This is a genomic window from Nocardia sp. CA-119907 (assembly GCF_050955995.1).
Classification (GTDB): domain Bacteria; phylum Actinomycetota; class Actinomycetes; order Mycobacteriales; family Mycobacteriaceae; genus Nocardia.
The window spans coordinates 1,894,816-1,910,021 of record NZ_CP192091.1 but is presented as its reverse complement, the minus strand read 5'-3'; the positions used below and the strand labels follow the sequence as shown (position 1 = coordinate 1,910,021).

1 protein-coding gene is annotated in these 15,206 nt (G+C 67.5%); it reads right to left on the bottom strand.

Annotated elements, in window-relative coordinates; translation table 11 throughout:
• Positions 1-13 precede the first annotated feature (13 nt).
• On the bottom strand, positions 14-14,695 hold the full coding sequence (locus tag ACQP2D_RS08670) for an SDR family NAD(P)-dependent oxidoreductase (RefSeq protein WP_433683183.1): 14,682 nt from the start codon (positions 14,693-14,695) through the stop codon (positions 14-16).
• Positions 14,696-15,206: the final 511 nt, after the last annotated feature.

The window sequence follows — 15,206 nt, the reverse complement described above, 5'->3', positions numbered from 1 at the left end:
TGAATGCGTCAGCTCAGCTGAGGTTGTCGATGAAGTCGAAAAGCTCACGATCGTCCGCGGCGTCGAGACTGTCGGAGTCCAGCTCGACGGCGGCGTCCTTGCCTTCGAGCTGGCGTAGCAGCACGGTCAACCTGCGCGCCATATCCGAACGGTCCTCGGGTGACAGCTCGGCCGTGGCGCAGCTGCGCGTCAGCGAATCGATCTCGGCCGCAATCCGTTCCACGGGGTCATCGGCGGGGGCGATCTGTTGGTATACGAAGCCGGTCAGTGCTTCCGCGGTGGGATAGTCGAATACCAGCGTCGCGGGCAACTGGAGACCGGTCGCCTTCACCAACTGGTTGCGGAATTCCATGACACTGAGCGAATCGAAACCAATGTCCTTGAACGGCATATCCGGTGCGATCGACTCGACGCCGTCATGACCCAACACCGCCGCCGCCTGAGCACGAATCACCTCGAGCACAACACTTTCCCGCTCGGCAGGCGACCGACCCGCCACCAGCGCCGCCAACGTCGAAGACTCGCTCACCGCACTGGTCACTCGACGACGCGACGGCCGCACCAAACCACGCAGAATCGAGCGACCATCCTCGGCGAGCGCGGACTGGTCGATCCGGACAGCCACCACATCCGCACTGCCACCCGCCAGGGCCGCATCGAACAGCGCCATACCGTCCTCGACGCCCAGCGGCGGGAAACCATCCCGGCGCAACCGGGCGATATCGGCCGCACCGAGACCACTGGTCATCCTGGTGCTCTCGGCCCACAACCCCCACGCCATCGACGTCGCGGGCAAACCATTGACGTGCCGATACTGCGCCAACGCATCGAGGAAGACATTGGCGGCGGCATAGTTCGCCTGACCCGGGTTGCCGATCACCCCCGCAATCGACGAATACAGCACGAACATCGACAGATCCAGGTCTTTGGTCGCCTCGTGCAGATTCCACGCGGCGTCTACCTTCGGACGCAACACCTCAGCGATCCGCTCCGGCGTCATCGTCGCCAGCAAGCCGTCGGAGAGCACACCCGCCGCATGCACAACACCGGTCAACGGATGCTCCGCCGGTATCGCCGCCAACGCGCCATCCAGCGCGGCTCGATCGGCCGCATCACAGGCGACCACATCCACCTCCGCGCCGAGCGCGACGAGCTCGTCCCGCAGCTCGGCCGCACCGGGTGCCTCCGGGCCACGCCTACCGGCCAACACCAGTCGACGCACACCGTGCTCGGTGATGAGCTGCCGTGCGACCACGGCACCCAATCCGCCGGTACCGCCGGTGATCAGCACGGTGCCTTCGGGCCGCAGCGGGGTCGGCACGGTGAGCACGTTCTTGCCGATATGCCGAGCCTGACTCATATACCGGAACGCTTCCGGCGCGTGGCGCAGGTCCCATGCGGTGACCTGCGAGGGCGCCAGCGCTCCGGCTTCGAATAGCTCGACAACAGTCGTCAGGATCTGTCCGAGTCGATCCGGCGGCACGTCCAGCAGCATGAAGTGGTGGTAGTCCACCCCGGGATGATCAGCGGCCACCTGCACCGGATCACGCTCGTCGAGGTGACCCATTTCGATGAACTTGCCGCCGCGCGGCAGCAACCGCAACGACGCGTCCACGAATTCGAGCGTCAGCGAATTCAATACGATATCCACGCCGCGACCGTCGGTGGCGTCGAAGACCGTCTGCTCGAAATCCAGAGTGCGCGAGTCACCGATCTCGGAGTCGTCGAAGCCCAGCTCGCGCAGCACGTCCCATTTGGGTCGACTCGCCGTCGGCAACAGCCGCAACCCCAAATGCCGAGCCAAGTGGATTGTCGCTATGCCGACACCGCCGGTGGCCGCGTGCAGCAGCAGTGTCTGACCCGGTTGTGCCCCAGCCAGATCGACGAGGCCGTAGTAGGCGGTCGCGTACACCACCGGTACTGCGGCGGCCTGGGCGAACGACCAGCCATGCGGCATCCGGGCAATCAGTCGCCGATCGGTCACCGTCACCGAGCCGGCCCCCGAGGTGAATCCGAAAACCCGGTCACCGGGCGCGAATTCGGTCACATCCGGCGCCGCTTCCAGCACGACGCCCGCACCTTCGACACAGATGGTCGCGCTGATTGATTGGGATGCGGCATTCGCATCCGACACCATGCCCAAGGTGATCAGCACATCGCGGAAGTTCACCCCCGCCGCACGCAGCGCTATCCGAACCTGACCGGGCTCCAGCGCCCGCAACTCGTCCGGCGTCTGCACCAGAGCGAGGTTGTCTCCGGTCAATGTGCCCTTGCCGAAATGGGTCAACGCCCACGCCTGCGACTGCACCAGGTCACTCGCACCCACGATGTCGCCGCCACCGCGGCTCAATCGGGGCGCATGCACCGCCCCGCGCCGGAACGCCAGTTGGGGTTCGCCACCCATGGTCACAGCCACGGCCACCGCACGCCGATAATCGGCCCAGTCATCGACATCGACATCGACAACGAGAATCCGGTCCGTGTGCTCGCTCTGCGCCGTGCGCAGCAAACCCCACACCGCCGCGGCGAACAGGTCCACCGACTCTCCGGGATGCGTCGCCACCGCGTGGCGGGTCACCACCACGATCAGCCCGTCCCGCGCCAGCAGTTGCTGCAGTCGCACGGTCAGCTCGGTGACCGAATTCCGCACCGCCACCGGGAGATCGCCGCGGACCTGTTGGTCGAGCCGCACCACCGTCGCGCTCTGTCCCGCGATCGTGACGGCTTCATCGTCCTGCGCGGGAGTCCAGATATCAGCTGCGCTGAACTCATTCTCGGGAGCGGGCAGTGCCACCCACTCCACCCGGTAACCGACACCGTCGCTACGGCGGGCAGTACCCAGAAGTGTGTCGGTCGAGAGCTGCCGCAGCGTCAGCGCCGCCACCTCGGCCACGGTCATACCCGCGCCGTCGGCGACGGTCACCGCGATCCGATCACTCCCGGACAGAACCGCTCGCACCCGCAGCGACGTTGCCCCGGTCGCATACAGCTCGACGTTCTCCCACGAGAAGGGGACGGCCACCTGACCGGGGTGCGTGTCGGGAAGCAACTCACCCAGCAGGATCGCGTGCAGTGCGGCATCCAACAAGGCCGGATGCATACCGAACTCCGAACTGTGCGATCCGGCCTGCTCCGGCAGCGCAACCTCGGCGAACACCTCACCGTCGCGCCGCCACAGCGCCGTCAGTCCCCGGAAGACCGGCCCGTACTCGTACCCCCGCTCCGCCAGATCCGCATAGGCACCGTCGACCCGCAACGCCGTCGCACCTGCGGGCGGCCAGCTGGTCATCCCCTGGTCGACCGGCGGTGCATCCACCTGGGCGGTGACCGATCCGACCGCATGGCGGACCCACTCGTCGGATTCCTCGGCGCCGAAGGCACGGGAGTACACCGACACCGACCGCGCGTCGGTCTCATCCGGTCCGCCTACCATGACCCGCAACTCGACCGCTCCGGTGGCAGGCACCGGCAGCGGCGCCTCGAGCACCAATTCCGCCACCCGCGGGTACCCCACCAGCGTTCCCGCGTGCAGCGCCAGCTCTACGAGGGCGGCGCCCGGCAGCAAAGCGACTCCCGCGACGGCATGGTCGGCCAGCCACGGATGACCGGCCAGCGAAAGCCGACCCGTGAACACCACATCTTGCGAATCCGGCAGTCGCAGCATCGCGCCCAGCAGCGGATGTCCGGCTTCGGCCAAACCCGACTGCCGCAGGTCCGGTGTGCCACTGGGCTGCAGCCAATGGCGCTTGTGCTGGAACGCGTACGTCGGCAGGTCCACCCGCGCGGCAGTCGGGGCCAACGCCTGCGCCGCTACCTCGACTCCGACGCAGTGGGCCTGCGCCAACGCCGCAGCAACCTGCTCCGGCCCCCCTTGATCACGCTTCAACGTGCCGAAAACAGCCACCCGATCGGCCAACCCGATCGCCTCCGCGGTTAGCTCGACACCCACCGTCAACACCGGATGCGGACTCACCTCGATGAACGCATTCACCCCCGACCGCGCCAACACCTCCACCGACTCCGCGAACCGCACCCGCTCGCGCAACCCCCGATACCAATACCCCGCATCCAACACCGCGGTATCCACATAGTCCGCGAACACCGTCGAGAAGAACGGCACCGTACCCGACACCGGCACAACGGCAGCCAACTCCGCCAACACCCGATCCCGGATGGACTCCACTGCCTTCGAATGCGACGCATAGTCCACCGGAATCCGCCGCACCCACACACCGTCGGCCGCACACGCCGTCAAGAACTCGTCCAGAGCCGACGCCTCCCCGGACACCACCGTCTGGTCCGGACCATTCACCGCCGCAACCGAAATCTGGTCACCGAACCCGGCCAACCGCTCCACAACCGCGTCGGTGGTCAACCGCACCGATGCCATGCCGCCGTCGCCCGCGAGTTCCTCGGCGACGACCTGGGAACGAAGGGCGACCACCCGTGCACCATCCGACAGCGACAGTCCGCCCGCGACCACGGCCGCCGCAATCTCGCCCTGCGAATGTCCCAGTACCGCAGCGGGTTCGACCCCGCTGGCGCGCCATACGCGCGCCAACGACACCATCACCGCGAACAGCACCGGCTGGACCACATCCACCCGTTCCAGTGACGCCGCGCCCGGCTCCCCGCGCAGCACTGCGGTCAACGACCAGTCGACGAACGGCGCCAGCGCGGCCTCGCACTCCGCGATCGCATCGGCGAATACCCCACCCCCGGCCAACAACTCAGCGGCCATCCCCAACCACTGGCTCCCCTGACCAGGAAACACGAACACCACCCGGCGCGACACAGCACGGCCCGACACCACACCGCGCTCCTCGACGGGCTGTGTCGCCGACTCGGCCAACCTCGCCAAACCGGCCTTCAGATCCGCCGGGCCCCGGCCGACCACCGCACCACGCCATTCCATCTGCGAGCGGTGCCGCACCAACGAATGCGCGATATCCGCCGGATTCGCCTCCATATGCGACTCCAGCCACTCCCCGAGCCGAACCGCCTGCTCCCGCAACCCCTCCCGGCTCTGCCCGGACAACACCCACGTCGACGTCGGGCTGTCGGGCTGGAAGCCCGACCGCCCACCCACCGCAGGCGCTTCCTCGAGGATCACATGCGCGTTGGTGCCGCTGATTCCGAACGACGACACCCCCGCACGACGAACACGCCCATTGCGCCGCCACGGCCGAGCCTGCGTCAACAACTCGACGGCACCCACCGACCAATCCACGTGCGGGCTCGGCTCATCCACATGCAGGGTCTTCGGCAACATCTCGTGCTGCAATGCCTGCACCATCTTGATCACCCCGCCGACACCGGCGGCCGCCTGCGAATGCCCGATATTCGACTTCAACGACCCGAGCAGCAGCGGCTCCGACCGGTCCTGCCCATAGGTGGCCAGCAGCGCATTCGCCTCGATCGGATCACCCAACGGCGTCCCTGTGCCGTGCGCTTCCACCGCGTCCACATCCGACGGTGTCAAACCGGCATCGGCCAACGCCGCCGCGATCACCCGCTCCTGCGACGGGCCATTCGGCGCGGTCAGACCATTCGACGCACCATCCTGATTCACCGCCGAACCACGCACAACGGCAAGAACGTTGTGGCCCAAGCGCTGTGCGTCCGACAACCGCTCCACCACCAGCATCGCCGCCCCCTCCGCCCAGGTGATCCCGTCGGCCGCCGCCGAAAACGACTTGCACCGAGCATCCCGAGCCAAACCACGCTGCCGCGAAAACTCCACGAACACCATCGGTGTCGCCATCACCGTCGCGCCACCCACCAGCGCCAGTGAGCTCTCCCCCTGGCGCAGCGCCCGGCACGCCGTATGCAACGCCACCAGTGACGACGAGCACGCCGTGTCCACCGTCAACGCGGGCCCCTCCAAACCCAACGCATACGACACCCGCCCCGACACCACACTGCCCATGACTCCCGTCACGGCGTACCCCTCGACCTGGGGCCCGGCCTTGCGGGTCACGGCCTCATAGTCCTGGTACATCACGCCGGTATAGACACCGGTATCGCTGCCCCGCAACGAGATCGGGTCGATCCCCGCATGCTCCAACGCCTCCCACGACACCTCGAGCAGCAGCCGCTGCTGCGGATCCATCGCGGACGCCTCCCGCGGCCCGATCCCGAAGAACCCCGCATCGAAATCGGCCGCATCCCGCAGGAACCCACCCTCCCGGATGTAGGACGTCCCCGAATGCTCCGGATCCGGATCGAACAGCCGCTCCAGATCCCAACCCCGATCCGACGGAAACTCGCTGATCGCATCGGTTTCCGACAACACCAGATCCCAGAGTTCGTCCGGCGATGCGACACCACCCGGATACCGGCAGGCCATACCCACGATCGCGATCGGCTCGTCCGTGCGGACCCGGCGCACCGTCTTCTCGATCGATTCGTCCACCGTCTTCGGCTCGGTGCGCGACTGCACGAACTTCGCCACCGCCGCCGGGGTCGGGTGATCGAACACCAAGGTCGACGGCAACCGCACCCCCGTCGCCTTGGCCAACTTGTTGCGGAACTCCACACCGCCCAGCGAGTCGAAACCCATTTCGTTGAAAGGCTTTTCGACATCGATCAGGCCCGGCGAGGCATGCCCCAGTACCGCGGCCGCTTGCTCCCGCACAACCGCGAGCACCAGCTCACCGCGTCGATCCTCCGGCACAGCGGCCAACCGGGCACCCAACGAACCTGCCGCCGGCTGCGCCGAGCGCGGTGCATGCCGCACGAATCCGCGCAGCACCGCGGGAACCGCGGCGGCATCGGACGCGCGACGCACCACACTCGCATCGAACCGGATCGGAGCCAGGTGCGCGTCGGAGCGAGCGACCGCCTCGTCGAACAGACGCACGCCCTCGGCATCGTCGAGTTGCCCGAGTCCCATCCGTTCCCAGCGCGCCACGGCGGTGCGGTCCAGCTCGCCGGTCATCCCGCTGCCCTGATTCCACGGCCCCCACGCCAGCGCTGTCGCGGCCAGTCCCGTTGCCCGCCGCTGCTGCGCCAGCCCATCCAGGAAGCCATTCGCCGCGGCATAGTTACTCTGCCCGGCCGAGCCGACCACGCCCGCGATCGACGAAAACAGCACGAACGCCGACACATCCCGGTCACGAGTCAGCTCGTGCAGATGCCACGCCCCATCCACTTTCGGTGCCAGCACCCGATCCACCTGTTCGGCGGTCAGCGACTCCACCGTGCCGTCATCCAGCACCCCCGCGGTATGTACGACAGCCAACCCACCGTCAGAGTCAATGGTGTCCAGCAGGTTTCGTACCGCGTCGCGGTCGGTGACATCGCACGCGACGACCCGGGCGTCGGCGCCGGCCTGTGCCAATTCGGCAACCAGCGCTGCGGCACCGGGCGCTTCGAGTCCCCGCCGCGACGTCAATACCAACCGGCGCGCGCCGTGCTCTGCGACGAGGTGGCGGGCGAACAACGCACCGAGCCCACCCGTGCCGCCGGTGATCAACACCGTCCCGTCTCCGAATGGCACCGGCACGGCTTCCGCCGACGCGGACACCCGCGTCAGCCGAGGAACCAGCATCTCCCCGGTCCGCACCGCGACCTGTGGCTCACCCGAGTGCAACACCGCCGCGATCCGATCGACAGTCAGCGGCTCCGCGGGATCCTCGTCGACCAGTACGAACCGCTCCGGATGCTCCGACTGCGCACTGCGCACCAATCCCCACACCGAAGCAGCGGTCAGTTCCGGAGTCTCACCGATCAGCCCGGCCCCGCCCGTGGTGACCACCACCAGCCGAACATCGGACAGACGTTCTTCGGCAAGCCATGATCTCAGCATTGCCAACGTGCCGTGCACTCCGGCCCGCACCATGCTCGGGTCGACCGCCACGGGATCATCGGTGGCCTGTGTGGGTGCCCGCCAGACAACCACACCCGGAACATATTCGGCCGCAACAACATCGGAAACCGAGGCGTAAGTCTCATCGATCCCCGCCACGCTGGTGCCCGACAGCGCGGCCATGGCCGGTGCGGACCGGTCCGCCGCATCCGGCCGCATCGACTCCCAATGAGCCCGATACAAGCCTGCCCGGTCCGCGGACTGCGCGCCGAGGGCTCCGATGGCGATCGGTCGCAGGGTCACGGCAGCGACCTCGACCACGGGAGCACCATGAGAATCACTGAGCGACAACGTGATCCGCCGATTTCCCGCCTCTGCCCCGGCCGATGCCATGCGGACCCGCACCGAGGTGGCGCCCACAGCATGGACGTCGATGTTCTCCCACGAATAGGGCACCAGAATCTCACCCGGCGCGACGGAGTCGGCCAGCCCGCCGAGGAGAATCGCGTGCAGGACCGCATCCAACAGCGCGGGGTGCACCCCGAACCGGCCTGCCGAAGCCTGCCCCGCAGTGCCGGGCGCCTGTTCCGGCAGGTTCACCTCGGCGAAGACCTCGCCGTCGTGCCGCCACAGCGCGGTCAGCCCGCGGAAAGCCGGTCCATAGCCATAACCGCGCTCGGCCAACTCGGCGTAGGCGTCCCCGATCGCCATAGGCAACGCTGCGACCGGCGGCCAACTCTCGGTGCGCCAGGTCTGGGACGACGGCGCAGGTGCCACCAGAGTTCCCGTGGCATGGCGAATCCACTCGGCCCGATCCGATTCGCCGTCCTGTTGTGGACGCGAATACACCGACACCGATCGTGAACCCACCTCATCGGGGCCGGCGACCATCACCCGCAGCTCGACAGCGCCCGTCGTCGGCACGATCAACGGGGCGGTCACGACCAGCTCGGCCAGCCGCGGACTGTCGACCAGCGCCCCGGCATGCAACGCCAACTCCACGAATGCCGTACCCGGCAACAACACCGACCCACCGATCACGTGATCGCCCAACCACGGATGACTCGACAACGACAACCGGCCCGTCAACGCCACCCCGTCGGAATCCGGCAACCACACCGCCGCACCCACCAGCGGATGCTCGGTACTGTCCAGGCCCGACATCCGAACATCTCCGATACCCGCGACGGCTGCCAGCCAGTACCGCCGGTGCTGGAATGCGTACGTCGGCAACGGAACCCGACGCACCTCACGACCCACGAACCACCGACGCCAATCCACCCCCACACCCGCAACATGAACCTGCGCCAACGACGTGACGAACTGCATCACCTCGTCAACCGACCGACGTGAGGCCGCCGCAACCGACGAAGCCGACTTGCCCTCCGGGTTCTCGGCCAGACACCCACGAGTCAACGCCGCCAGCACCGCATCCGGACCGACCTCGAGGAAACGCCGCACACCCGACGCCACCAACGTCGCGACACCAGGCGCGAAACGCACCCCGGCGCGCACCTGCCGCACCCAATACTCCGGATCGGTCACCGCATCCCCGGCAACCTCACCCGACACATTCGACACAACCGGCACACTCGGCGACCGATACGCGACACCCTCAGCCACCGAACGGAACTCGGCCAACATCGGATCCATCCGCGCCGAATGAAAAGCGTGGCTGACCCGCAACCGACTCGTCTTGACCCCAACAGCCGACAGCTGCCGCTCGATCACCTCGATAGCGTCGACATCACCCGACAACACCGTCGACGACGGACCGTTCACCGCCGCGATCGATACCCGATCACCGAAATCGGCGACACTCTCGACCGCTTGCTCCTCACCGATCGCCACGGCGAGCATCGCGCCCCCCACGGGCAACGCACCCATCAACCGGCCACGTGCCGCCACCAGCGTGCAGGCGTCCGACAGCGACCACACCCCCGCCACGTACGCAGCAGCCAACTCCCCCACCGAATGCCCGATCAACACATCCGGCACCACACCGAACGACTCGATCAACCGGAAAAGCGCCACCTCGAACGCGAACAACGCGGGCTGCGTGAACTCCGTCCGATCCAGACCATCGCCGCCGAACATCACCTCTTTGAGCGAGCACCCCAAGACCGGATCGAACTGGGCGCACACCGAGTCCAACACGTCTGCGAATACCGGGAACGCCTCGTACAAACCGGCGCCCATACCGACTCGCTGTGCACCCTGACCGGTGAACAAGAATGCCGTCTGCCCCGAACCGATGGCACCGGCGATCACACCGGGGCCGGTTTCCGATTCGGCAAGATCGGCCAACCGTTCGAGCAACTCGTCCCGATCGCGACCGAGTACCACACTCCGCGAATCCAGCTGCGCCCGCGACGTCACCAGCGAATAGGCCGCATCCGCGACGTCCACGTCCGGCCGCTCCGACAACCACGCACGCAGCCGGGCGGCCTGCGCGCGCAGACCTGCCTCGCCCTTACCCGACACCACTAACGGGATGACCGGCACGGTGCGATTCGACTGCCGCTCCGCATCGTCTCCGATGTCGCCAATCGCAACCGCTACCGGTGCGGCAGGTGCTTCTTCGAGGATCACATGCGCGTTGGTGCCGCTGATTCCGAACGACGAAACACCCGCCCGGCGCACCCGATCTCCGGCGATCCACGGTTCGGCTTCGGTCAGCAGACGCACCGCGCCCGCGGCCCAATCCACGTGCGGCGACGGCGTTTCGGCGTGCAGCGTCCGCGGCAACCGCTCGTGCCGCATAGCCTGCACCATCTTGATCACACCGGCCACACCGGCGGCGGCCACGGTGTGGCCGATATTCGATTTCAAGGAACCGATCCGCAGCGGTCCCCGATCGCCGCGATCTTGTCCGTAGGCAGCGATCAAGGCCTGCGCTTCGATCGGATCACCCAGCGTCGTGCCGGTCCCGTGCGCCTCCACCGCGTCCACATCGACCGCCGAGATCCCCGCATTGGCGAGGGCCTGCGCGATCATCCGCTCCTGCGACGGACCGTTCGGTGCGGTCAGACCATTACTCGCGCCGTCCTGGTTCACCGCACTACCACGAATAACGGCCAGGATGTCGTGGCCGAGCCGCTGCGCATCCGAAAGTCGCTCCAGGACAAGAACACCCGAGCCCTCCGACCATGCCACACCGTCAGCCGCAGCAGAGAAGGCCTTGCAACGACCGTCACGTGACAGGCCACGCTGGCGGGAGAAGTCCACGTACAGATACGGACTGGCCGCGACGGTCACGCCGCCGGCGAGAACCAGCGAGCTGTCACCCTGCCGCAGTGCCTGGCACGCCAGATGCAACGCCACCAGCGACGATGAGCACGCCGTATCCACCGTCACCGCCGGGCCTTCCAGCCCGAACAGGTATGCGACACGGCCCGAAATGACGCTGTGCGATGTGCCGGTCAGACGGAAACCCTCCAGCTCACCGGTCACACGTCGCGAGTAACCCGACGAGCAGGCACCGACGATGACGCCGGTATCGCTGCCCCGCAGAGACATCGGGTCGATGCCCGCGTCTTCCAAAGCCTCCCATGAGGTCTCCAACAGCAGTCGCTGCTGCGGATCCATCGCCAATGCTTCACGGGGGCTGATGCCGAAGAAGCCGGGATCGAAATCGCCTGCGCTGCTGAGGAATCCACCGTGGCGCGTGTAGACCGTGCCCGGTTTATCGGGGTCGGGGTCGAATAGCCGGTCCAGGTCCCAACCGCGGTCGGTGGGGAATTCGCCGATCACGTCCCGGCCCGCGTCCATCAGGTCCCACAGGTCCTCGGCGGACCGCACACCTCCGGGGAATCGGGCGCCGATGCCGACGATGGCAATGGGTTCGTCCGTTGTCGTGCGCCGCGATACCCGGTGCTTGCCCCGGTCCGTGCCGGTGACCCGGGCGCGCAGCAGTGTCGCAACCGCATGAGCGGTCGGGTGGTCGAAGATGAGCGACGCCGACAGCGGTACACCGGTGGCCCGCTTCAGTCGGTTCTGCAGCTCCACCCCACTCATGGAGTCGAAGCCGAGCTCAGTGAACGGCAGGTCGGGCCGAATCGACTGGGCCGACTCGTGGCCGAGTACGGCAGCAGCATGCTCGCGCACGATATCGAGCACGACTGTGTCGCGCTGATATTCGGGGGTGGCCAGCAATGTGCGTGCCAGCGGGCCGTCGTGCCAGGCTCCGGTATGCTCGCCACCCTCGGCGGTTTGCTCCTGGATTGCCGTATCGACATCGGATATGACCGGGAAGCCACCGGAAGCGGTCGGCGCAGCGTCCCAGAAGTTGCGGCGCTGGAACGCATACGGCGGCAGGTCGACCCGGGCTCCACCGGAGACCAGCGCGCGCGGATCCACCCGCATACCGGCGCAGTAGGCCTGTGCCAGTGACGCCAGGAATCGTTGCGGGCCGCCCGCACCACGCCGCAACGATCCGACAACAGCTACGCCCTCGGCCGCACCGGCCGCCTCGGCGGTCAGGCCGATACCCATCATGAGCACCGGATGCGGACTGGCCTCGATGAATCCGGTGATACCGTCCGCGAGCAGCGCCGTAACAGCATCGGCGAATCGAATCGGTTCCCGCTCCGACCGATACCAATATTCGGCGTCCAGTTCCGCCGTATCCAACCGGTCGGCGAATACCGTGGAGAAGAACGGCACCGACCCGGATCGTGGACGGACCGGCTCCAGCTCCGCGAGCAGCCGAGCACGGATCCGCTCGATCGCCTTCGAATGCGACGCGTAATCGATCGGCACCCGGCGGGCCCACACACCGTCGCGGGCGCAGTCCGCGAGGAAGTCCGCCACCGCCGAAACGTCACCGGACACAACACTTTGCGCCGGGCCGTTCACCGCCGCCAACGACAGCCGATCCCCGTACGCCGAAAGACGTTCTCGGACCGCATCCGCGCTGAGTCCGATCGAGACCATACCGCCGTGTCCGGCCAGCTCATCGGCGAGCGCCCGGGACCGGAGCGCCACCACGCGCGCCGCGTCGGACAGCGACAGTCCACCGGCAATGTAGGCGGCGGCGATCTCGCCATGCGAGTGGCCGATCACCACGTCCGGCTCCACGCCGGCCGCTTGCCACATCCGGGCCAGTGAGACCATCACCGCGAACAGCGCCGGCTGCACCACATCCACACGATCCAGCCGAGGCGCGGCACTGCTGCCACGCAGCACCGCCGTCAGCGACCAATCCACATACGGTGCGAGCGCCGCTTCGCATTCGGCGATCGACTCCGCGAACGCCCCACCCGAATCCAGCAGCCCCAGCGCCATACCCTCCCACTGGCTGCCGTTCCCCGGGAAGACGAACGCGATCCGCCGCTGCTCGGCCCGTCCGATGGTCGGCTCGACCGCCGCGGTGGGCGCGGTCGGGTCGGCCAGGGCGGCCAACCCGGCCAGCAGGTCCGCTCGATTCCTCCCGACGACGCTGCCGCGCCACTCCATTTGGGCTCGCGTGGCCAGCAGCGAGTGCGCCACATCGACCGCATCCAGCTCCGGATGGCGCTGTAGCCACTCCAGCAGCCGGGCCGCTTGCGCGCCTATGCCGCTCTCGCTGCGGGCCGACACCACCCACGGAACCGCGCCGACCGCGCCGTCCACCGTGGACGCGGCGGATCCGACGGCGGGCGCCTCCTCCACGATCACGTGGGCATTCGATCCCCCCATACCGAACGACGACACGCCCGCCCTGCGCACGTTGGCCACGGGCCAGCTCTCGGCGCCCGTCACCACCCGTAGCCCCAGGTCCGCGAGCGGAATTCGGGGATTCGGGGTTTCGAAGTTCAGGCTGGCCACCACTTCTCGGTGGGTCAGGCAGAGCACGGTCTTGATGAGGCCCGCGATGCCGGAAGCACCTTCCAGATGCCCGATATTCGTCTTGACCGATCCGACGGCCAGCGGCGCTTCCTGCGCCCGGCCCACCCCGTAGCTGTCGCCGAGCGCGGCGGCCTCCACCGGATCACCGGCGGGTGTTCCGGTGCCGTGCAGTTCGACGTACTGCACCGACGACGCCTCGACGCCTGCCGCGGTCAGCGCGGAGTGGATCGCCGCCGCCTGCGCATCCCGACTCGGGGCGGTCAGCACCCGGCGTTCGTTCCCGGTGTTGACCGCACTGCCGCGGATCACCGCATGAATCCGGTCGCCGTCGGCGACCGCCCGCGGCAGTGGTTTCAGCACCACCACGCCGCCACCCTCGCCGCGCACGAACCCGTCGGCCCGCGCATCGAAGGTGTAGCAGGCGCCGAGCGCCGACTGTGCACCGAACTGCTCGATACGCTCACTGCTCGTCGGCGACAGGATCAGGTTCAGGCCACCGGCCAGGGCCATGTCGCTCTCGCCGCTGCGCAGGCTCTCGCAGGCCAGATGAACCGCAACCAGCGAGGACGCCTGGGCGCTGTCGACCACGATGCTCGGGCCGCTGAAACCGAAGTGGTTCGAGACGCGGTTGGCGATGATGCCGCGTCCGACACCCCACAGCGAGTGGCGGCTGACGCCCGGGCCACCCCGAGAGGCCAGGACTTCGGCGAATTCGCTTCCGCTGCAGCCGAGGAACACACCACACCGCCGAGCATCGCGCCCCGTGGCGGCCAGGCCAGCGTCCTCGAGCGCCTCCCAGCTCAACTCCAGTGCCAGCAGCTGCTGCGGATCGATTGCGCGCGCCTCATTGGGCGAGACCCCGAAGAAGTCCGCGTCGAATTCCCCTACGGTATCGACGAATCCGGCCTGCTCAGTGACGCTCCCCCGCCCAGGGGGAGCTGTGCCGATCGCGCCGCGTCCCTCCCTGAGGAGCTGCCAGAAACTGTCGAGATCGGCCGCGCCCGGCATTCTGCAGGACATGCCAACGATAGCGACGGCAAACGCCGATCCGGTCACCTCTGACCATCCTTCCTCAAGGCATGCTGTGACCCCCCGTAAGCATCTGACGTGTGTGTTTGTTGCCGGTCACCGTTTCCGGAGACGTTTGCCGAGCGCCCCGCCGGCAGGGCGTTCGCGATTGGGCATTCCCGTCGCGCCCCTGGATGACGGCGCTGGGTGGATGACGTCGCCTGCCGCGACATCCATCCGGATCGCAGAGCAGATCATGCCACCATCAATTCGTAGGTCTAACTAAAGTTTTTGTAAATTTCGATTTGGCCGACTCCTGCTGCGGCATATCGGTTTTCGACGCGGTCGAGGCTCAGCAAAGAGCCCCGACTGATGCGGAGCGTCTTCCGCAGGCAGTCCGAGGCTTCGGGAGATGGTGTAGGCGGGGCCCAGATTGGACCTGACCGTGCCGCCCGGCGCCAATACGGCAAATAATCAGCGAACGCCGCTGAAGGCCGAGGCGCTACGTGGGCACGCCAGAGGATCGAGGCGCACGTAAGAGGGGGTAGTGACCGAAACG